The 21,342-nt window shown below is 60.0% G+C and carries 19 protein-coding genes and 1 tRNA gene; 4 read left to right on the forward strand and 16 right to left on the reverse strand.

The features are described 5' to 3' along the window. Positions 1-75: 75 nt before the first annotated feature. From ACTRWK_RS02880 to ACTRWK_RS02900, 5 genes are all read right to left on the reverse strand, one after another. A complete protein-coding gene (locus tag ACTRWK_RS02880; protein ID WP_005849709.1) occupies positions 76-186 on the reverse strand; it encodes a DUF2474 family protein in 111 nt (36 codons plus the stop codon). Continuing rightward, positions 186-1,193, reverse strand: coding sequence for a cytochrome d ubiquinol oxidase subunit II (gene cydB, locus ACTRWK_RS02885; RefSeq protein WP_289081719.1), 1,008 nt, complete (start codon positions 1,191-1,193; stop codon positions 186-188). The genes ACTRWK_RS02880 and cydB overlap by 1 nt, the downstream gene beginning before the upstream one ends. A 10-nt stretch (positions 1,194-1,203) precedes the next feature. Then, a complete protein-coding gene (locus ACTRWK_RS02890; RefSeq protein ID WP_289081718.1) occupies positions 1,204-2,619 on the reverse strand; it encodes a cytochrome ubiquinol oxidase subunit I in 1,416 nt (471 codons plus the stop codon). 111 nt (positions 2,620-2,730) lie between these two features. Then, positions 2,731-4,074, reverse strand: coding sequence for a sensor histidine kinase (locus ACTRWK_RS02895; protein WP_037965988.1), 1,344 nt, complete (start codon positions 4,072-4,074; stop codon positions 2,731-2,733). Beyond that, on the reverse strand, positions 4,071-4,742 hold the full coding sequence (locus ACTRWK_RS02900) for a winged helix-turn-helix domain-containing protein (protein ID WP_005849717.1): 672 nt from the start codon (positions 4,740-4,742) through the stop codon (positions 4,071-4,073). Before ACTRWK_RS02900 ends, ACTRWK_RS02895 begins: the two co-directional genes overlap by 4 nt. A gap of 157 nt (positions 4,743-4,899) precedes the next feature. On the opposite strand from ACTRWK_RS02900, the gene ACTRWK_RS02905 reads away from it, so the two are divergent. Continuing rightward, positions 4,900-6,018: a Do family serine endopeptidase gene (locus ACTRWK_RS02905; RefSeq protein ID WP_005849719.1), complete on the forward strand. Its 1,119-nt coding sequence runs from the start codon at positions 4,900-4,902 to the stop codon at positions 6,016-6,018. 152 nt (positions 6,019-6,170) lie between these two features. Here the strand turns inward: ACTRWK_RS02905 and ACTRWK_RS02910 are convergent, their stop codons facing one another. The 7 genes from ACTRWK_RS02910 to ACTRWK_RS02940 all read right to left on the reverse strand — a co-directional run bounded on the left by ACTRWK_RS02910 (position 6,171) and on the right by ACTRWK_RS02940 (position 13,842). Beyond that, positions 6,171-7,316 carry an iron-containing alcohol dehydrogenase gene (locus ACTRWK_RS02910; protein ID WP_037944829.1) on the reverse strand — a complete coding sequence of 382 codons (1,146 nt, stop codon included), beginning with the start codon at positions 7,314-7,316 and terminating at the stop codon, positions 6,171-6,173. A 5-nt stretch (positions 7,317-7,321) separates the two neighbouring features. Then, a complete protein-coding gene (locus tag ACTRWK_RS02915; protein ID WP_462843785.1) occupies positions 7,322-8,698 on the reverse strand; it encodes an aldehyde dehydrogenase family protein in 1,377 nt (458 codons plus the stop codon). A 3-nt stretch (positions 8,699-8,701) separates the two neighbouring features. Then, the gene (locus ACTRWK_RS02920) at positions 8,702-10,063 is read right to left on the reverse strand and encodes a glutamine synthetase family protein (RefSeq protein WP_005849725.1); all 1,362 of its coding nucleotides are present in this window, start codon (positions 10,061-10,063) and stop codon (positions 8,702-8,704) included. 73 nt (positions 10,064-10,136) lie between these two features. Beyond that, complete coding sequence (locus ACTRWK_RS02925; RefSeq protein ID WP_005849726.1) at positions 10,137-11,174, reverse strand: TRAP transporter substrate-binding protein; 1,038 nt, start codon at positions 11,172-11,174, stop codon at positions 10,137-10,139. Between the two features lie 67 nt (positions 11,175-11,241). Continuing rightward, entirely contained in the window at positions 11,242-12,567 is a 1,326-nt protein-coding gene (locus ACTRWK_RS02930) for a TRAP transporter large permease (RefSeq protein ID WP_005849728.1), read from the reverse strand. Next, a complete protein-coding gene (locus tag ACTRWK_RS02935) occupies positions 12,557-13,078 on the reverse strand; it encodes a TRAP transporter small permease subunit (RefSeq protein WP_005849730.1) in 522 nt (173 codons plus the stop codon). Before ACTRWK_RS02935 ends, ACTRWK_RS02930 begins: the two co-directional genes overlap by 11 nt. Then, entirely contained in the window at positions 13,075-13,842 is a 768-nt protein-coding gene (locus ACTRWK_RS02940; RefSeq protein ID WP_462843786.1) for an N-formylglutamate amidohydrolase, read from the reverse strand. The genes ACTRWK_RS02935 and ACTRWK_RS02940 overlap by 4 nt, the downstream gene beginning before the upstream one ends. A 114-nt stretch (positions 13,843-13,956) precedes the next feature. Between ACTRWK_RS02940 and ACTRWK_RS02945 the strand changes: the two genes are divergently transcribed. The 3 genes from ACTRWK_RS02945 to ACTRWK_RS02955 all read left to right on the forward strand — a co-directional run bounded on the left by ACTRWK_RS02945 (position 13,957) and on the right by ACTRWK_RS02955 (position 17,317). Beyond that, the gene (locus ACTRWK_RS02945; protein ID WP_009825273.1) at positions 13,957-14,817 is read left to right on the forward strand and encodes a MurR/RpiR family transcriptional regulator; all 861 of its coding nucleotides are present in this window, start codon (positions 13,957-13,959) and stop codon (positions 14,815-14,817) included. Between the two features lie 127 nt (positions 14,818-14,944). Next, complete coding sequence (nspC, locus tag ACTRWK_RS02950; RefSeq protein WP_462843787.1) at positions 14,945-16,039, forward strand: carboxynorspermidine decarboxylase; 1,095 nt, start codon at positions 14,945-14,947, stop codon at positions 16,037-16,039. Between the two features lie 30 nt (positions 16,040-16,069). Continuing rightward, the gene (locus tag ACTRWK_RS02955) at positions 16,070-17,317 is read left to right on the forward strand and encodes a saccharopine dehydrogenase family protein (RefSeq protein WP_348000931.1); all 1,248 of its coding nucleotides are present in this window, start codon (positions 16,070-16,072) and stop codon (positions 17,315-17,317) included. A 208-nt stretch (positions 17,318-17,525) separates the two neighbouring features. On the opposite strand, the gene ACTRWK_RS02960 is transcribed toward ACTRWK_RS02955, so the two are convergent. The 4 genes from ACTRWK_RS02960 to ACTRWK_RS02975 form a co-directional block, all read right to left on the reverse strand. Further along, a tRNA-Arg gene (locus ACTRWK_RS02960) sits at positions 17,526-17,602 on the reverse strand. A 77-nt stretch (positions 17,603-17,679) separates the two neighbouring features. Beyond that, positions 17,680-19,065, reverse strand: a complete 1,386-nt coding sequence (locus ACTRWK_RS02965; RefSeq protein WP_037944838.1) for a sensor histidine kinase — start codon at positions 19,063-19,065, stop codon at positions 17,680-17,682. 11 nt (positions 19,066-19,076) lie between these two features. Then, positions 19,077-20,495 (reverse strand): dihydrolipoyl dehydrogenase family protein, encoded by a 1,419-nt coding sequence (locus ACTRWK_RS02970; protein WP_037944840.1) that lies wholly within the window; start codon positions 20,493-20,495, stop codon positions 19,077-19,079. Beyond that, a complete protein-coding gene (locus tag ACTRWK_RS02975) occupies positions 20,492-21,226 on the reverse strand; it encodes a TVP38/TMEM64 family protein (protein WP_009825278.1) in 735 nt (244 codons plus the stop codon). Before ACTRWK_RS02975 ends, ACTRWK_RS02970 begins: the two co-directional genes overlap by 4 nt. Positions 21,227-21,342 lie beyond the last annotated feature (116 nt).

Below are 21,342 nucleotides of genomic sequence, written 5' to 3' on the forward strand. Positions count from 1 at the left end.
GCGGCTTTGCAACCCCCTTGCCCCGGCCCTTGTGAAATTACCCAACGGCAGATGCCTGGCCCTGCCATGCCCCCCTCAGGGCATGATCATCAGCCGGATCCCATAGGCCACCAACCCAAGCGCTGCGACGCTCAGCACCCAGATCAGGACAAACCACCCGGTGCGTGTCATCCAGTTGCGTCGCATCAGTGGTAACCCTCTTCGGGGTCGATCTTCCCGCGGAACACCCAGTAGGTATAGATCGTGTAAGACAGGATCATCGGCAGCAGGACCAAAGTGCCGACCAAGGCGAACTTGAGGCTACTGTCAGGTGCGGCGGCCTCGACGATGGTCAGCGAGGAAGGGACGATATAGGGGTAAAAGCTGATCCCGATCCCGATAAAGCCCAGCACGAACAGCGCCAGCGCGCAGAGGAACGGCGTCACGTCCCAGTGGCGTTGCAGCCCGTGGAACAGCCCATAGACGGCCGCGGCCACCAAGGCAGGCACCAGAAAGCTGAAAATCGCGGTCGGAAAGGCGAACCAGCGGCCAAAGAAAGCGTCGTTCAGGAAGGGCGTCCAAAGGCTAACGAGCCCCATGAACACCAGTGTTGCGATGGCGAAAGGCCAGGCCAGCCGCCGCATATGCGCCTGAATACGGCCATCGAGCTTCATGTTCAGCCAGGTCGCGCCCAGCATCGCATAGCCGACGGTCACCGCGAAACCGGTCAGGACAGAGAATGGCGTCAGCCAGTCCCACCAGCCGCCGGCATAGGCGCGGTTCTCGATCTCGATCCCCTGCACCAGCGCGCCAAGCGCGATCCCCTGACACATGGAGGCCACCAGCGAGCCCCCGAAGAACGAGATATCCCACAGATGTTTGCCCCGCACCGTGCGCCAGCGGTATTCGAAAGCGACGCCGCGAAAGACCAGCCCCAGCAGCATCAGAATGATCGGCATATAAAGCGCGGGCATCACCGTGGCATAGGCCAGCGGGAAAACGGCGAACAAACCGCCGCCGCCCAGAACCAGCCATGTCTCGTTGCCGTCCCAGATCGGCGCGACAGAGTTCATCATCACATCGCGTTCGCCCTCGTCCTTGGACAGCGGGAACAACAGCCCGACCCCAAGGTCGAACCCGTCGAGGATGACATAGATCAGCACCGCAAGCGCGATGATGCCGGCCCAGATAAACGAAAGCTCTAATCCAAACATCTGCTGTCTCCTACTCTGACGCTGCTATGTCTTGGGTCTTGTCCTGCGCCACCGGAGTCGTCCCCGCCGCCCGCACCGGCCCGTCGGTGAGCTCTTCCTGCGCGCCCACATGGGGGCGTTTGCGCATCAGCCCGAGGATATAGAACACCCCCGCCCCGAAGACGAAGAAATAGACCACGATGAAAGAGATCAACGATGCACCAACCGCAGGCGCGCTGACCGGCGCAAGGCTGTCACTGGTGCGCAGCAGCCCGTAGACGGTAAAGGGCTGGCGCCCGACTTCGGTCGTGATCCAACCGGCCAGCACCGCGACAAAGCCCATCGGCCCCATGACGATCGCCGCCCGATGCAACCAGCGCGAGCTGTGCAGCGTCCCGCGCCAGCGCGCGATCCCGCCCCAAAGGCCAAAACCCAGCATGGCAAAACCAAGCCCCACCATCACACGGAACGAGAAAAAGACGATGGCAACCGGCGGCTCGTCCTCGTCAGGGATCGTGTCCAGCCCGTCCAGCGGCGCGTTCAGGTCATGCTTGAGGATCAGCGACGACAGTTTCGGCACCTCGATGGCGTAATCGACCCGTTTTTCTGCCTGATTGGGGATGCCGAACAGGATCAGCGGCGCGCCGTCGGGGTGGCTGTCGAAATGCCCCTCCATCGCCATGACCTTGGCGGGCTGATGCTCTAGCGTGTTGATGCCGTGGAAATCCCCTGCCGCGATCTGCAAGGGGGTGACCAGCAGCAGCATCCACATCGCCATAGAGAACATGCGCCGCGATGCAGGCCCCTGATTGTCCTTCAGCAAATGCCACGCACCCACAGCGCCCACAACCAGCGCCGTCGTCAGATAAGCCGCCAGCACCATATGCAGCAAACGGTAGGGGAAGGACGGGTTGAAGACGATCTTCCACCAATCCAGCGGAATGAACTGCCCCACGTCGTTAATGCCATAGCCCGCAGGGGTCTGCATCCAGCTGTTCACCGACAGGATCCAAGTGGCCGAAAGCAACGTGCCAAAGGCAACCATCGCCGTTGCGAACATATGCAGCCCCGGCCCGACCCGTTTCAGACCAAACAGCATGATGCCCAGAAAACCGGCCTCGAGGAAGAAGGCCGACAGCACCTCATAGGCCATCAGCGGCCCGACCACCGGCCCCGCCTTGTCAGAGAAGACCGACCAGTTGGTGCCGAATTGATAGGACATCACAATGCCCGACACGACGCCCATGCCAAAGGCCACGGCAAAGATCTTTTTCCAGTAGTCGAAAAGCACCCTATAGGTTTCGTCCTTGGTCCATAGCCAAAGCGCATTCACCACAGCCAGAAAGCTGGCCAACCCGATCGAGAACGCCGGAAAGATAATGTGAAACGAAACGGTAAAGGCGAATTGGACCCGTGCCAGAACCTCGGCGGAAAACCCATCAAGCATGTCGTACCTCGTAGTGAATGGCCAAAAACAACGGGTTTCGGCCCTTACACCCTAGATAGCGCTGCACCCCCCATAAGTCACATGCTCAAATCGCCGCAGAAGACGGGCGTACTATAGGGTGATGCGCACAAGTAGCCCCGGCGCGTTGTCCAGCAGCGCGATCTGCCCGCCGTGCAGTTTTACCACCCCCTCCACAAGGCTGAGCCCCAGACCGTTGCCCGGCGTGTGGCGGCTGGCATCCAATCGGTACAAGCGGCGCAGCACTTTGTCGCGCGCGTCTTCGGGGATGCCGGGACCATTGTCGGCCACCTCGATCACAGGCCGCCCCTGCGTGCGGGAAAGCGTCAGGGTGATCTCGCTGCCCTCGGGCGTGTGACGCATGGCATTTTCCAGCAGGTTCGACATCATCTGCCCCAACAGGTTCTTATCGCCCGAGACGGTGATTTGCGCGTCGGGCACGACGCTGTGCAACCGCTGCTGCTTGGCCGCGGCGGCGGGCTCGTACACTTCGGTGAGGGTCTCGCAAAGCTGGTTCAGATCGACAGAGGCGAAATGCGTCTTGGGCGACCCTGCCTCGACCGAAGCGATCTGTAGCAGCGATTGAAAGACCGAAGCGATGCCCGCGACCTCCTCCTGCGCTTTGGCCAGCAAGATGCCTTCGTCCGTGTCTTCGGGCAGGCTGCGCGCCAGATCGTCCAGATGCACCGCGACGCGCTGGATCGGCGTCTTGAGGTCATGGGCAATGTCCGACGATACCTGCCGCAGCATCTGGGTTTGCGCCTCTTGTGCGCCTGCCATCTGGTTCACCTTACTGCCGATACGTTGCAGATCATCCGCCCACCCCGGCGACACGGTCACCCGCGCGGCAAGATCGCCGGTTGTCAGGTCATCCAGCGTGCGCCCGATGACATCCACATGCCGCTTGCTGCGCCGCGCCAGATAAAGCCCGCCCGACAAGGCCACCAGCACCGTGGGCAGCAGGCTGATCAGCAGGATATTCAGGAACACCGTGCGCAGCCCTTCGATCTGTGCGCGGCTGCGGGCGACGGTCAGCTGCCCGCCATACAGCGGCGTTGTCAGCGACAGGTAGACCCCGTCATATTCCGCCCGTCCTTCGGCCAGCGACACGATATGATAGCCTTCGTCATCCCGCGCGATGGCCCCGTTGCCATAGATACGCCCCGACGGGGTGATATAGCTAAGCACAACGCGGCTGGGATCGGCGTCGCGCGATTCAGCGTCCACCAGCAGGGCCACGGCGCGGGCATTGGGGGCCGCGCGAAAGCCCGCGATATCCTGTTCCAAATCCGCACGGATCGCGGTTTCAAATGAATTCTGCGTCACCGCATAGCTGGCCGCCAACCCCATCAGACTGACGGTCGAGAACAGCAAGACCAGCAGCAGCGCCAACCGCACCGGCATGGACCGCCAAAGCTGCGCCAGCCGCGCGGTCATCCGTCGATCCGGTAGCCGGCACCGCGCACGGTCTGGATCAGCTCGCGGTCAAAGGGTTTGTCCACCTTGGCCCGCAAACGGCTGATGTGGGTTTCGACAACGTTGGTCATCGGGTCAAAGCTGATGTCCCAGACCGCCTCGAGCAACATGGTCCGGGTCTGCACCCTGCCCTTTCGGCGCAGGAGATGCTCAAGCAGTGCAAATTCACGGGGCAGCAGGTCGATCTCCTGTCCGGCGCGGGTCACCTTGCGGGTGATCAGTTGCATTTCAAGATCGCCTGCACGCAGCACGGTTTCCTGCTCCATCGCTTGGGGGCGCCGTGCGAGGGCGGTGACACGCGCCGAAAGCTCGCCAAAGGCGAAAGGTTTGACAAGATAGTCGTCGCCGCCTGCGTTCAACCCGCTGATACGGTCATCGACGCTGCCCATGGCGGTCAGAAACAGCACCGGCGTCAGGTTGCCCGCGCCGCGCAAGGTCTTGACCAGGGTCAGCCCGTCGATCTCTGGCAGCATCCGGTCGACGATCAGCACGTCGTAAGCCCCCGAGGTCGCCTGTATCAGCCCCTCGCGCCCTTCAGCGACAAGATCAACGGTATGCCCTTCTTCGCGCAACCCCCGCGCAATATAGGTTCCGGTGGTGGCATCATCTTCGACGACAAGCAGTTTCATATACAATGGTCCATTGAGGCTTTGATCCTTCGATACCTGATATAGGGCGTGCTGCCACCTGCGAGAGACAAGTTTACACATTTGTATAGCCCGCAAAAACCCGCTGTTAGAATGGGCTGCCATTTGGGTGTCATCCCTGAAGACGAAGGAACCACGCATGACATCTCTTTTCTCCTCCCCCCGCCGCGCCGCACCCTTTGTGCTCGCAGCGGCCCTTGCCTCGACCTCGGCCATGACGCTTGCCCCGTCGGCGGCTCTGGCGGTCCCCGCCGGCGGCTATGCCGATCTGGTCGAACAAATCTCACCCGCTGTTGTCTTCATCGAGGTAACCGGCACGGCAGAGCAGGCCAGCGCGCAGGTGCAACTGCCCGAAGGCATGCCAGAGGAACTGCGCAAACGTTTTGAACAACTGATGCCACAAGGACCGGCTGGCGCACAGCCGATGCACGGGCTTGGGTCGGGCTTTATCGTGTCCAAGGACGGAATGATCGTCACGAACAACCACGTTGTCACCGGTGCCGACACGGTCAAGGTCAAGCTGGCCGATGGCCGCAGCTTTGACGCCAAGGTGGTCGGCAGCGATGTGCTGACAGATATTGCCGTTCTCAAGGTCGAAGCGGATGTGGACCTTCCAGCGGTGAAATTCGGGTCTTCCGATGACATGCGCGTCGGCGACGAGGTGGTCGCCATGGGCAACCCCTTTGGTCTGGGTGGCACGGTCACCACCGGCATCATCTCGGCCAAGTCGCGCAATATCAACGCGGGCCCCTATGATGACTTTATCCAGACCGATGCGGCGATCAACCGTGGCAACTCCGGCGGGCCGCTGTTCAATAACGCGGGCGAAGTGATTGGCGTGAACACCGCGATCCTGTCGCCTGATGGCGGCTCTGTCGGGATCGGCTTTTCCGTACCATCCGACCTGGTGCAGGACATCGTGGCCGACCTGTCCGACGACGGGGAAATCACCCGCGGCTGGCTTGGCGTTCAAATCCGCCCGATGACGGCAGAGGTCGCGCAAGTGCTGGGGCTGGACGCGCCGAAAGGGGCGGTGATCGAAGCCATCGGCGATGACAGCCCGGCCAAAAAAGCGGGTCTTGAGAAAGGCGATATCATCCTGTCGTTCAACGACACAGAGATCAAGGAACTGCGCGATCTGACCCGCGCTGTGGCCGAAACCGATCCGGAAGCCAAAGCCGAGGTCATGGTCCTGCACAAGGGCAAAGAGGTCACGCGGACGGTCACCATCGGCACATTGGCCGATCAAAAAGCGTAAGCGTCTTCCAGCGGGCTTACCTCGTTCCCTGCTGGATTTGCCCGACCGCGTTCCCCAACGCGGCGGGCCCCACCGCCCGTCCCCCCGGTGCGGCAGACCACCTCCGACGCAGACCGTCGGGGGTGGTTTTCTTTTGCGCCCTCTGCGGAGGTCTAGATTGTCGCCTCGAACAACTTGCGCAGGTTTTCCGTGGTCAATGTCACAGGGTTGCCACCGCAAGACGGATCTTCAAGCGCCATCGCGACCAGATCGTCGATCCGGTCTGCGCTCACGCCCATTTCCGACAGTTTGCGCGGGATACCGAAGCTGTCGTTGAACTCCTGCACGAAGGCGCGGAAGCCGTCATAGCCGCCGTCGATCCCCAGATACCCTGCCGCGCGGTCAAAGCGTTCGCGGATTTCAGGCTCGTTCAGGTCCAGCACCGCGGGCATGCAGACCGCATTGGTGGTGCCGTGGTGCGTGTTAAACACCGCGCCGATCGGGTGGCTCATGGCGTGGATCGCGCCAAGACCCTTCTGGAACGCCGTCGCCCCCATCGCCGCCGCCGACATCAGCTGCGCGCGCGCTTCGATGTCGTTGCCGTCTGCATAGGCGCGCGGCAGATAGTCGATGACCAGCCGCATGCCCTCCAGCGCGATACCCTGCGACATGGGGTGGTAATGCGGGCTGCTAAACGCCTCGACGCAATGGGCAAAGGCATCAAGGCCGGTGCCTGCCGTGATATGTTTGGGCATCCCCACCGTCAGCTCGGGGTCGCAGATCACGATGCTGGGCAGCACTTTGGGGTGGAAAATGATCTTTTTCACATGGGTTTCAGAGTTGGTCAGAACCGACGCGCGCCCCACTTCGGACCCTGTGCCCGCCGTGGTCGGCACGGCGATGATCGGCGCGATGGCGTCGGCATCGGCGCGGGTCCACCAGTCGCCCACATCCTCGTAATCCCACACAGGCCGCGACTGTCCCGCCATGAAGGCGACCATCTTGCCCAGATCAAGACCAGAGCCACCGCCAAAGGCGATCACACCATCATGCCCGCCCTCGCGGTAGACCTTCAGCCCCGCCTCGAGGTTCAGTTCGGTCGGGTTTGCGTCCACTTCCGAGAACATCGCGCGGCCAAAGCCTGCGCCGTCCAGCAGGTCCAGCGTGCGGGTCGTGATCTCCATCGAGGCAAGACCCTTGTCCGTCACCAGCAAGGGGTTTTTCATCCCGGTGGCTACGCAGGCCTCTCCGATTTCAGAAATACGGCCCGCGCCAAAGCGGATGGCGGTGGGGTAGGACCAGTTGTTTTGCAGTGCCATAAGGATCAAGCCTTTTTCAGGTGGTAAGATTTGGGGCGCGTCAGCGCCTGATAGCCAAGCTCGGACAGGCCCGCGCCCTGCCCTGTGTCCTTGCAGCCGGTCCAGCACAGGGCCGGATCAAGGTAATCGCAGTGGTTCATGAACACGGTGCCGGTTTCCAGCTGCGCGCCGATGGCATCGGCGGCATCCGCATCCTTGGTAAAGATCGCGGCGGTCAGCCCGAACTGGCAGTCGTTCATCAGCGCAATCGCTTCGGCGTCGTCCTTGACGGGCATGATGCCGACGACGGGGCCAAAGCTTTCGTCGCGCATCACGCGCATGTCGTGGGTGACGTTGGTCAGGATCTGCGGTGTGAGATACGCACCGCCGTCATCCGCCTCAAAGGTATCGATCAGCGCGGTGGCACCGGCGGCGACGGCCTCGGATATCTGGGCGCGGACCTCGGCGGCGAAACGGACGTTCGCCATGGGGCCGATATCGGTATCCGCCTCAAGCGGGTTGCCAAGCTTGAGCGCATTGACCCAAGCCACGGCCTTTTCGACAAAGGCATCATACAGGCTTTCGTGCACATAAATCCGTTCGATCCCGCAGCAGCACTGCCCCGCGTTGAACATCGCCCCATCCATCAGCCCGTCAACGGCGGCGTCGACATCCGCGTCGGCGCGCACATAGCCGGGGTCTTTACCCCCCAGTTCGGTCGCGACGGGGGTGAAGGTGCCTGCGGCTGCAATCTCCATCGCCTTGCCACCCCCGACCGATCCGGTGAAGTTCACGAAGCCGAACTGCCGTTCAGCGATCAGCGCCGAGGTGGTGTCGTGATCAAGAAAGACGTTCTGGAAGACATCGTCGGGGATACCTGCGGCGTGGAAAGCTTCGGCCAGACGTTCACCCACTTGCAGGGTTTGGGTGGCGTGTTTCAGCACAACGGTATTGCCCGCGATCAGCGCTGGCGCGACCGTGTTGATCGCCGTCATATAGGGGTAGTTCCACGGGGCCACGACCAGTACAACGCCGCGCGCCTCGCGGGAGATCTTGCGGCTGGCCTTGTCGCTGTCTTCGACAATCGTCGGGGCCAGCGCCTTTTCGGCGATATCTGCCATATAGTTGCCGCGCTCGGCAAAGCCGCCGAACTCGCCGCCATAGCGCACGGGACGGCCCATCTGATGCGCCAGTTCCTGTGCCATACGATCGGTGGTTTTGCCCACCTCGGCAATGGCATCGCGCACCAGTTGGACACGTTCGGACAAGGGGCGCGCGGCCCATGCGCCTTGTGCTGCCTTGGCGCGGGCGCAGACATCGCGTGCTGCCTCCAGCGACAGGACAGGGCGTTCAAGGTAAACCGATCCGTCAATCGGTGAGATACATTTCAAAGTGTTTGTCATGGTTTATGCTCGCTCAAATCCGCGGTTGATTTCCCAGTCGGTCACGACCTTGTCGTATTCCTCCTGCTCCCATTCGGCTGCGCGGGTGTAGTGGTCAACCACGTCGTCGCCAAGGGCCTCTCGCAGCATGGCAGAGTTGCGCAGCGTTTGGGTCGCGGCACGCAGGGTGCGGGGGATTTCGGTGACGTTGGCGTCTTCGTAGACATCGCCCATCGTCGGCTCTTGCAGGGGCAGCTTTTCCTCGATCCCCTTCAGCCCTGCCGCCAGCAACACAGCCTGCGCCAGATAGGGGTTCAGGTCAGACCCGCCAATGCGACATTCAACGCGAATACCCTTGGTGCCATCGCCACACAGCCGGAAGCCCGCGGTGCGGTTATCGACAGACCAGACGGTTTTCGTAGGCGCAAAGGTGCCTTTGGCAAAGCGTTTGTAGCTGTTGATATAGGGCGCGAAGAAATACGTAATATCAGGGGCATAGGCGATCAGACCGGCCATGAAATGCTGCATCATCTGCGACATGCCCAGCTTGGCGTCCTTGTCATAGAACGCGGGCGTGCCGTCTTTCCACAGCGACATATGCACGTGGCTGGACGACCCCACCTTATCCGCCGACCACTTGGGCAGGAAAGAGGCCGAGAACCCCTGCTGATAGGCGATCTCTTTCACCGCTTGTTTCGAAATCGTGTGGTGATCGGCACAGGCCAGCGCATCGGCATAGCGGATGTTGAGCTCTTGCTGGCCGACCTCGGCCTCACCCTTGGTGCATTCGACCGGAATCCCCGCCCCCACCAGATGGTTGCGCAGCGGCTGAAGGAAGCTTTCCTCCTTGGTGGTCTGGAAAAGGCAGTAGTCTTCGTTGTGGCCGTTCAGGGGCACGAGGTTGGCGTATTTTTCTTTCTGCAGGGTGCGATAGTCGCCCTCGAACAGAAAGAACTCAAGCTCGGTCGCCATCATCGCATCAAAACCAAGCGCATCCAGACGGGCGATCTGCTTTTTCAGCATGGCGCGCGGCGAATGGGAGACAGGTTCGTGGGTGTGGTGATCCAGCACATCGCCAAGCACCAGCACGGTTTTATCCAGCCACGGCACATGGCGCATGGTCGACAGATCAGGCCGCAGCACATAGTCGCCATAGCCGGTTTCCCAGCTGGTCGAGGCAAAGCCCTCGGGCGTGGACATTACCAGATCGGTTGCCAGCAGATAGTTGCAGCAATGGGTTTCCGCGTGGGAATGATCGATGAAATTCGTGACGTGAAAACGCTTGCCCATCAGGCGGCCCTGCATGTCCACCAGTGCCACCAGCACCGTGTCCACCTCGCCTTTGGCGGCCAGGTCCTTGAGCGTGTCGAAAGTAAGGTTGCCCATCTGCAAACGTCCCTTTTGATGTGAGGGGGCGGCACAGATGCGCCGCCCCGATGGTCATGATGTCAAAGCCGGATCAGCCGAAAGTATAGGGCGGGCCCGCTTTCGAGATGACGTTGTTATAGTCGCGGAAAATCTGCACGATCTTGGCGGCGGTTTCGCCTTCTTCCGCCATCTCGTCCCAGAATTTCACTGCCGCTTCCTCGACCACTTTCCATTCATCCTGCGGTACGGATGTCAGCTCCAGCTTCTCGCCCGATGCACGCAGGCGCGCCTCGCCGCCCCAGTACCATTGGTTGCGGTAGGTGTGGCTCGCCTCGATTGCGGAGTTCACGATCTGCTTGAGGTGGTCCGGCAGCTCTGCCCATTTCTCTGCGTTGACGAAGAACGACCCGATCCACGCCCCCGAGATGTTGTTGGTGCAGAAGTAGTTGGTCACATCGGCCCAGCCGACGGTGTAGTCTTCGGTGATGCCCGACCACGCCATACCGTCCAGCTCGCCGGTCTGCACCGCGACTTCGGCGTCCTCGTAGGGGATGTTGACCGGCACGACGCCGAATTGCGACAGGAAGCGACCCGCCGTCGGGAAGGTATACAGCTTCAGCCCGTCCATGTCTGCCAGCGATTTGATCGGTTTGACGGTGTTGAAGTTACACGGGTCTTGCCCCGCCGCAGACAGCCAATGTACGCCAACCTTGGCGTATTCCTCGCGCCAGATGTCGGCCAGACCGTATTGGTTAAACAGCACCGGCACGTCGAGCGCGTGTTTCGTCGCCAGCGGGAAATACCCGCCGAAGGACCGGACAGGCGTGGGCGACGCCATGGAGTCATCGTCCGAATGCACGCCGTCGATGGTGCCGCGTTGCAGCGCTTGGAAAAGCTCGCCTGTGGGGACGATCTGGTCGGCATAGAAAAGCTCGATTTCCAGCTCACCTTGGGCAGCGGCGTTGATTGCGTCGATAGCGGGTTTCGTCACCTCTTCGCCAAGTGCAGACCCCGCATAGGTCTGGAAACGCCAGCGGATCGGCTCTTGGGCGTGCAGGATCGATGGTGCGGCAAGGGTTGCCGGACCGGCAACGGCGGCACCTTTCAGGAACTTACGTCTTGTTGTCATGTCTCATACTCCTTGTTGGGGTTGGGATGAAAAGGGCCAGTTGCTCTGACCGCTTGGTTGTTAATGCTTATTTTCCATAGACATAGTCCGGCAGCCAAAGCGCGATCTGCGGGAAGATCATGACCACCGCGAGCGCCAGCACCATGACCCCGACAAAGGGGATGATCGACCGGTAGATATCGCGGATCGTGATCTCTGGCGGGGCCATGGCGCGCATCAGGAACAGGTTATAACCAAAGGGCGGCGTCATATAGGCGATCTGGCAGGTGATCGTATAAAGCACACCATACCACACCAGATCGAACCCGAGCGCACCCACCAGCGGCACGTACAGCGGGGCCACGATGACCAACATCGCCGTGTCGTCCAGAAACGTCCCCATGACCAGAAACGACAGCTGCATCAGGATCAGGATCACCCAAGGGTTCAGTCCCCATTGTTCGGTAAACAGGTTTTCAATCGCCTTGACCGCCCCAAGCCCGTCGAACACCGCACCAAAGGCCAGCGCGGCGAGGATGATCCACATGAACATGCAAGTGATCGCAAGGGTCTGGCGCACCGAAGTCTCGAACACCGCCCGCGTCATCCGCCCCTTGAGCACCGCAGCCAGAAAGGCCGCAATCGCACCAATGGCAGAGCTTTCGACAAGCGAGGTCCAGCCGTTCACAAAGGGCACCATCATCACGGCAAAGATCACCACAGGCAGCAGGCCCGCGCGCAGCAAGCGCAGCTTTTCGGGCCAACCCACATCGCGTTCCTCGGCGGAAAGGGCGGGGCCCAGATCGGGGTTCAGGCGGCAGCGGATGGCGATATAGATGATGAACATCGTGGCCATCATCAGCCCCGGGATCGCGCCAGCCAGCCACAATTGCCCCACTGGTTGCCGCGCGATCATCGCATAGAGCACCAGCACGACCGACGGCGGCACAAGGATGCCAAGGCTGGACCCCGCCTGAATGACCCCTGTCACCATCAGCTTGTCATAATTGCGTTTCAAAAGCTCGGGCAGCGCAATCGTGGCCCCAATCGCCATGCCCGCCACCGACAGGCCGTTCATGGCAGAGATCAGCACCATCAGCCCGATCGTCCCGATGGCCAGCCCGCCGCGCAAACCGCCCATCCACACGTGAAACATTTTATATAGATCGTCGGCAATTTTACTTTCCGACAGCACGTACCCCATGAAGATGAACATCGGCAGGGTCAGCAGCGGATACCAACGCATCAGCTTGATCGCGGCAGAGAACCCGATGTCATAGCCGCCGCGATCCCCCCAAAGAAACAGCGCCGCAATCACCGCGACAAAGCCGATGGCCCCGAACACGCGCTGTCCGGTCAGCAGCATCAGCATCATGGTCGAAAACATCAGGATGGCGATCAACTCATAGGGCATCGCGGGTCTCCTCTGCCGATTTGAGGAAAAGGATGTCCTTGAACAGTTCAGAGACAGCTTGAAGCAGCATCAGGGTGATGCCGATGCACATGGTCACTTTGACCGGCCACATATAGGGGCGCCACGCGGTCGGGCTGCGCTCCCCCCCGTATTTGAACGAATACATCGTGGATTCGATACCGCCCCATAGCAGGATCACCAGATATATCAGGAGGAAAAAGACGGTGATACAGTCCGTCCAAGCCTTCTTGCGCGGGGTCAATTCGGCATAGAACAGGTCCATCCGCACGTTCGCGCCCATCTGCAAAGCATAAGGCCCGCCAAGGATGTAATAGCCCACCATCACGAACTGCGCCATTTCCAGCGTCCAGATCTGCGGCGAGGCGAATGTCTTGTTATAGGACGACCACAGCAGGATCCCCATGAGCACAAAAATCCCGTACATCATGATCCGGCCAAGGCCATAGTTAAAGCCGTCGACCACCCGGATATATCTGCGCATCGCGTTCATTCTGCGGCCTCGCTGTCGGGGATGGGAAAGGCTTGGGTCAGGCTTTCGGCCAGATGCCGCGCCATGTCCTGCGCTTTTTCGGGTGTATCGATCAGATCATTGCGAATCTCGATCATCACGGCTGGCAGCGCCTGCCCCTCGCCATGTTTTTCAAGCGTATAGGTCACGCCATCTGTCGCGGCATAGGGTTCGTTCAGCGCCGAAGCATATCGCCCCCGCGCCTGTTCAACCGCCAGCAAGGCCTGCGCGGCGGCGGGCTGCGCGTGGTAGAGAAAGCCGAGTTCAACCGCGCGGGTCGCCCCGTTATAGACAGGCGTAAAGCTGTGGATCGTGACCAGCACCGGCGCGGCCTGGGCGGGCTGCCAGCTTTCGCGAACACGGGCGACCGCATCGTGAAATGGCGTATGCACCTGATCAAAACGCTGCTGCCGTCCGGCATCGTCCAAAGCGGCATTTCCGGGGATATCATAGATCTCGCTGCGCGCCGGAATACAGTCCGGGGCCGCAAGCGGGCGGTTGCAATCATAGACCAGACGGGAGATGTCACCGGCCACCAAAGGCGCGTCCAGAGCATCTGACAGCGCGTGCGCCACATCCAGCGCGCCGATGTCCCACGCGGCGTGCGAACAGCTTGCCGCAGGGGACAACCCCAACCCGTCCAGCGCATCGGGTATCCGGCGCGAGGCGTGTTCACACACCAGCAGCCAGCCCCCCTGCCCCTGCGGGTTCACGATGTTTACGGCATTCCAGTCGGTATTGGTCACGGTGCCCCTATCGTCTTGTTGCCTCACAATCACTACAGAATTTTCTAGCCTGTCAAGATTTTTTCTGTAATCTTTGCTTCACACTGATCTGCGCTGTACCGAAAGGAACATGAGTTGCACAAAAAAGCACTGGTCCGCGATCTGCTGAAAGAAAAGCAGACCGAGCTAACGGCGGCAGAGCGTAAACTGTCGGCTGTTCTGCTGGACGACCAGTTGCTCACGGGGCTGCAATCCATCACACGGCTGGCCGAACTGGCCGAGGTGTCATCGCCCACCATCATCCGGCTGGCGCGCAAGCTGGGGTTCGACGGTTTCTCGGATATGCAGGACGCCATCCGCGATGAAATCGGCGCACGGATGAAAAAACCGCTGGCCAAGCTCGACACCCCCGGTGACAGCAGCGATCACGTGGTATCGCGCTTTATTCAGGCGGTATCGGGCAATGTGAACCGCACGCTTGAACGGCTTGATCTGGCTGAATTCGACGAGGTTGCGGCGCTGCTTTCCGATCCGTCGCACAGGCTCTATCTGCTGGGCGGGCGGATCACCCGGTCCAACGCGCATTACTTTTTCAACCACCTGCAGATCATCCGGCCGCAGGTCACCCTGCTCGATTCCTCCCCCAGTGCATGGCCGCAATCCTTGCTGGATATGGACGCGGGTTCAGTGTTGATCGTCTTTGACATCCGCCGCTACGAAAAAGAGCTGGAAAAGCTCGCCGATCTTGCGGTCAAGCAAGGCGCGACCATCGTGCTGTTCACCGATGCTTGGGGGTCGCCCATCGAAAAACACGCCCGCCACTGTTTCCGCGCCATGGTCGAGGTGCCGTCGAGCTGGGACTCAACGCTGGCGATTAACTTTCTGATTGAAGCGCTGGTCGCCGACGTGCAATCGCGCAGCTCCGACCAAAGTGCCGAAAGGATCGCGGCGCTGGAACAGATGATCGGCGAGTCGCGTATTTTCCGCAGCAACTAAGCACCAACCGCCCCCCGCACGCCGCCACTGCGACATCCATTCGTGACACATCAGAGTTTGCGTTGAACGGCAACATCCCCTAATCGGAACGCGCACCGCGTCTGCGTCGTTTTGTAAAGGATCTGCCATGAAGACCCCGTATTATCTGATCGACAAATCCCGCCTTCAGGCCAACATGGAAAAGATCGCCTGGCTGCGCGAGGCATCCGGCGCGAAATCCTTGCTGGCGTTGAAATGCTTTGCCACATGGTCGGTCTTTGACTTCATGGCGCAGTATATGGATGGGTCCACGTCCTCCTCGCTCTATGAGGTCAAACTGGGGTACGAGAAATTCGGCGGCGAAACCCACGCCTATTCAGTGGCCTACGACGATGACGAGATCGCCGAGGTGCTGGCCAATAGCGACAAGATCATCTTCAACTCCATCGGCCAGCTGGACCGTTTCGATGCGGCATCGGCAGGGCATACGCGCGGGCTGCGGGTGAACCCCGGTGTATCGACATCGGAATTCGATCTGGCCGACCCCGCCCGCCCCTTCAGCCGTTTGGGCGAACATGATCCGGCGCAGATCGCCGCCGTGGCCGACCGCATCACCGGGCTCATGTTCCACAACAACTGCGAAAATGACGATTTTGACCGTTTCGCTGACATGCTGACGTTGATCGAGGACCGCTTTGGCGACACGATCCACCAGATGGACTGGATCAGCCTTGGCGGCGGCATCCATTTTACCGGCGAAGGCTACCCGCTGGACCGTCTGGCCGCGCGGTTGAAAACCCTGTCGGATACCTATGGTGTGCAGGTCTACCTCGAACCGGGCGAAGCCGCGATTACCGGTGCCGCCACGCTAGAGACGACCGTGCTCGACACGCTGCACAACGGCAAGAACCTTGCCATCGTCGACAGCTCCATCGAGGCGCATATGCTTGATCTGCTGATCTACCGCGAGCCCGCCAAAGTGGCCCCGAACACCGGTGACCACGACTGGATGATCTGCGGCAAATCCTGCCTTGCGGGCGACATCTTTGGCGAGTTCAAGTTCGACGCCCCGCTTAAACCCGGTGACCGCATTTCGTTTCAGGACGCTGCGGGCTATACTATGGTCAAGAAGAACTGGTTCAACGGCGTCAAGATGCCCGGCATCGCCATTCGTGAACTTGATGGAACGATCACATCGGTCCGGTCATTCGACTACGAGGATTTCAAATCCGCCCTCTCCTAACCCTTCCCTTACAAGAGGTGTACTGAATACATGAAACGTAACGTTCTTATCATCGGCGCCGGTGGCGTGGCTCAGGTCGTGGCGCATAAATGCGCGCAAAATAATGACGTGTTGGGCGATCTGCATATCGCCAGCCGCACCGTGTCAAAATGCGAAGCGATCATTGAAAGCGTGCATGCCAAAGGCGCGATGAAACAGGACGGCGTATTCAAGGCCCATGCGGTCGACGGGATGGACAGCGACGCGGTAGAGGCGCTGATCAACGACCTCGGCGTGCAGATCGTGATCAATGTCGGCTCGCCCTTCGTGAACATGACCGTGCTCGAAGCCTGCATCCGCACCGGTGTCGCCTATATCGACACGGCCATTCACGAAGACCCGACCAAAATCTGCGAAACACCCCCGTGGTACGGCAACTACGAATGGAAACGCCGCGAGGATTGCGCCAAGGCCAACACCACCGCCATTCTGGGGGCAGGTTTCGATCCCGGTATGGTTAACGCCTTCGCCCGTTTCGCCGTGGACGAATTCATGGACGACGTTAAATCCATCGACATCGTCGACATCAACGCGGGCAATCACGGCAAGTATTTCTCGACCAACTTCGACCCCGAGATCAACTTCCGCGAATTCACCGGCACGGTCTACAGCTGGCAGGAAGGCGCGTGGCAAGAGAACAAGATGTTCGAGGTCGGCCGCGAATGGGATCTGCCCGTCGTTGGCAAGCAAAAGGCCTATATGTCCGGCCATGACGAGGTGCATTCGCTCGCCGCGAACTACCCGCAGGCCGACGTGCGTTTCTGGATGGGCTTTGGTGATCACTACATCAATGTCTTCACCGTGCTGCAGAACCTTGGCCTGCTGTCTGAACAGCCCGTTGTGACCGCCGAGGGGCTCGAGGTCGTGCCGCTGAAGGTGGTCAAAGCCGTACTACCCGACCCATCGACCCTTGCGCCGAACTATACTGGTAAGACCTGCATTGGCGATCTGGTCAAAGGCACCAAGGACGGCAAGGATGTAGAGGTGTTTGTCTACAACGTCGCCGACCACAAGGACGCCTATAACGAGGTCGGTAGCCAGGGCATTTCCTATACCGCTGGCGTGCCACCCGTGGCGATGGCGATGCTGATTGCCGATGGGACCTATGACACCGGCACGATGGTGAACGTCGAAGAGCTGGACCCAAAGCCGCTGTTCGCCCTGCTCGACACCATCGGTCTGCCGACCCGTGTCAAACTGGCGGATCAGGACACCGGCTGGGACGAGGCCATCGCCTAAGCCTGCCGCATGAGGCACCCACACCAACAACCCGCGCGCCCTTGCACCCGCGCGGGTTACCTCGCCCCCAGGGGCCATACCCCCATAAAACCAAACGATTAAACACAAACAGCCCAGCGCGCGATCATGCGTGCAGGGTGATCAATTATATTATGAACAAATGCGGACGGTTATGCCGCCAAGTTCAAAATCTAACGATGTTTGAAAGTGGCGGACCGAGGAGGATTCGAACCCCCGACCCCCTGATTCGTAGTCAGGTACTCTATCCAGCTGAGCTATCGGTCCGTTAAGGCGGGGTTTAGTTCTGGGCGCGGGGGTTTGCAACCCCTTCTTTTGCCTAACGTGAATTTTCTTCAAACAAATTAGAAAGACCCGTCGCCCTTGGGCAATGTCACAATGAAAACCGTGCCCGACGCGCTTGTCTCTGACAGTTTGAGCGTCCCACCGTGACCGCGCACCAGCTCTGCCGCGATGGCAAGGCCCAGACCGGAGCCCCCCTTGCGCGCACCGCCCTTGAACGCAGTAAACAGATGCTCCCGCGCCTTTGGGGGAAGGCCGGGGCCGTTGTCGCTGACGCGGATCACCCAGTCGCCGGCCTGTTCACTGGCAGCAACGATGATTTCGCCGGATTTACCCGTGGCGATGATCGCCTGTCGGGCGTTGCGCACAAGATTCGCCAAGACCCTGAACAAATGCTCCGGATCGGCGCGCACGTGCAAATCTTGCGGCACGTCGCAGGTGAACGTAAGGTCCGCCCCGTTGATCGCCAGCCGCTCGCTATCAACGACGTCATCGACGATGCGCAACAGTGGCGTGACCGTCAGCGTCGGACTTGGCTCTTCTGCGCGGCCAAAGGCCAGCGTGGATTCGCACAGGTGCACGGCGCGGGTGATTGAGCTGACCAGCTTGGGGGCCATGCGTTTGACCGTCGGATCCTCGGACATTTCGATCCGGTCGGTAAACAGTTGTGCCGATGTCAGTATGTTACGCAGATCGTGGCTGATCTTGCTCACCGCCTGCCCCAGCTGCGCCAGACGCTCTTTCTGGCGCAGGGCTTGGGTCAGTTCGGTTTCAAGCTTCATCAATGCTTCCTCGGCCTCGCGCACCTCTGTCACACCAGCAGAAGGCGAAATGATTCGTCGCGCATCCTCGGGGGCAAGAGCGTAGTTCTGCATATGCCCGACCACACCCTTGATCGGCTTAAGCAAAAACGCCCGCATGGTCAGAAACAGCAAAAACGCCGTGATCATCGAGATGGCGGCAGAAAGCACCAGAATGCGAATACCATAGTCGATCATGGCCGTCCGTAAGGAGCCCGCCTCCATCGTGATTTCGATCAGCAGGCCCGCATCCTGTACCGGGGCACCGATCACGCGGATCACCCCCGGCTCTGTTTCGGCGAGCTGATGGAACGCATCGCGAATCAACACCCATGCGGAGGCATCGCGCAGATCGTATGTCTCTTTGATCGTCTGCGACATCGGGGAGGACAGTGCCAATTGCCGTATGCGGTCCCGCCGCAGCACCACATTAAACACCTGCGCAGTGCGCAACAGCTCTGCCTCAAGCTCGGGGTCGATCATATCGCTTGCGAGCAGGGTCAGCGACGCAATCTGCGCCCTCTCTAGCCGGTTCATCATGTATTCTTCGCGAAACCGTGCGATAGAGGGCACAAAGATCAACACTTCTGCCAGCATCACAAAGATGGTGGTCAGAATAAGAAGCCTGCCAGAGAGGGATTTGAGCATAGGCGCGCGCTTTATGGGATGAACCGCTGCACCAGTCGAACGACAGTCTTGACCAAATCGCTTTCGAACAGACGCGGGCTGAAATACGCCCCCGCCGCACGTTTGTTGATTTCGCCGATGGTAGGGTAAGGTGCAACCATAGACGCAATCTGGCTCATTTTCATGTTATTTGCCAGCGCCAAAGCCCACAGGTTGATCAACTCTCCTGCTTGGTAACCGACGATGCTTGCGCCCACGGGGCACCCCTTGACCACCATGACCTTGATCAAACCTTTGGTTTTCCGCTCCGCGATGGCGCGATCATTGTGGTTATAGTGAAAGCGCACGACCTCCAGCTTGTCACCGTGTTTCTCTTTGGCTTGCGCCTCGGTCAGGCCGACTTGCGACAGTTCTGGGTCGGTGTAGGTGGCCCAAGGGATATGCGCCGTCTTCGCCTTGGCAGGCAGGGCGAACATCAGCGACCGGATCACGACGCCGCCGTGATAGCCCGCAACATGGGTAAATTGCATCCCGCCTGCGACGTCGCCAATGGCATAGACCTTGCGGTTGGTGGTGCGCAGGGAATCGTCAACCTTGATCCCGTTCTTGATCGGTTCGATCCCCGCCTTTTCCAGGTCCAGACGATCCGTATTTGCCTTGCGGCCGACGGCCACCAGAAGATGCGAGCCTTTGAACACGCGCCCGTCTTTTGCCTCCACCTCTATCGCCCCGACATCCCCGCGGATTTCAGCAGCTTGCGCGCCTTCTGCAATCTCGATGCCTTCGTCCTTGAGCGTTTGCAAAACGATGGCGGCAAGTTCGGGGTCGTCCTTTGAAAGCGCTTTATCTCCCTCGATCACGGTAACCTTGCACCCCATGCGTATATGGGCCTGCGCCATTTCCATCCCGATCGGCCCGCCACCGATGATCAGCAGATGCTCGGGCTTCTCGCGCAGATTGAACAACGTCTCGTTCGTCTCGTATGGCGTTTTATCCAGACCTGTAATCGGGGGCACCAGCGGCGATGATCCCGTCGCGATGACGATGCGCCGCGCCTTGATCACCGTATCTCCGGCCTGCACTTCGTCTTCGGAGATGAAGCGCCCGTACTCCCGGATCACGTTAACCCCGAAGCCTTCGAAGCGTTCCTGACTATCGACGGGCGCGATCTGCGCAATCACGTCCGCCACATGATCTTTTGCAGCGGCGTAATCCACCTCGCCCGCCGCATTGGCCACGCCATATTCCGCGCTGTGCCGCTGCCCATAGGCCGCTTTGCCCGTAGCAATCAGCGCCTTCGACGGCACGCAACCAAAGTTCAGGCAGTCGCCGCCCATCTTGTGCCCTTCAAGCAGCACAACATCCGCCCCCATTTGTGACGCCCCCGCCGCGACGGACAACCCGCCGGAGCCTGCGCCAATGATCAACAGGTCGGTTTTAATGCGGTTCATTTCAAAAGTTCCTTTTTGCCGGTGACAGCTTTCAACACGACGGGCAGCACCGACAAAGCGCAAAGCCCCAGAATAGGAAGCAGGATGTGAGGTTCGAATATAATGCCGAAGTCTGGCGTTTCACCCCGTGCAAAAACGGAACCCAGCCCAGCACCGATTGAGGTGAACACAAGCGACCCGGGAATGATCCCTAGAAAGGTAGAGATCACAAAGCGATAAAGAGGCACGCCCAGAAAGGCAGGAATAAGGTTCGCCACAAAGAAGGGCACCACGGGCACCAATCGTATGAAGAAAAGCATCGACCACTGGTTTTCGTCAATGCCCGCTTTGACCTTCCGCACAAGCCCCTCCGACGCGTCCATGCGCGCCTTCAATGTCTCTCCGAGACCCATACGCGCGGCAAGAAAGATCACGACCGCCCCCAGTGTCGCGCCGGTGACATTTGCCAGAACGCCGAACACTGTCCCGAATAGAAAACCGCCAGTGATTGTTGCCACACTCGCCCCTGGAAGGGAAAACCCCACAATCATGATATAAATGCCCAGAAAAACGAGGATCGTCAGCGCGTAGTGCTGGTCACGAAAAGCGATCAGCGCCTCGCGGTTGTCGCGCAGCGTCTCGAAGGTAAGGTAATCGCGCAGGGCGAAATAGCCGATCACCGCGACCGCCAAGATGGCCACAAAGGGCAAGTAGCGAAACCACGAAGGCTTTTCAGAGGCTTGTGCGGACATATTGTCGGGTCACTTTCAAAAGGGTATAAGTTGCTCCTTATTAGATGGGTCAAATATCGCCAGTCAGATAGGGTGCTCACGTGTGGTTGATGTGAAGGCGGCTTTTATGACGATGT

The organism is Sulfitobacter sp. G5_S2_6_S6, assembly GCF_054968505.1.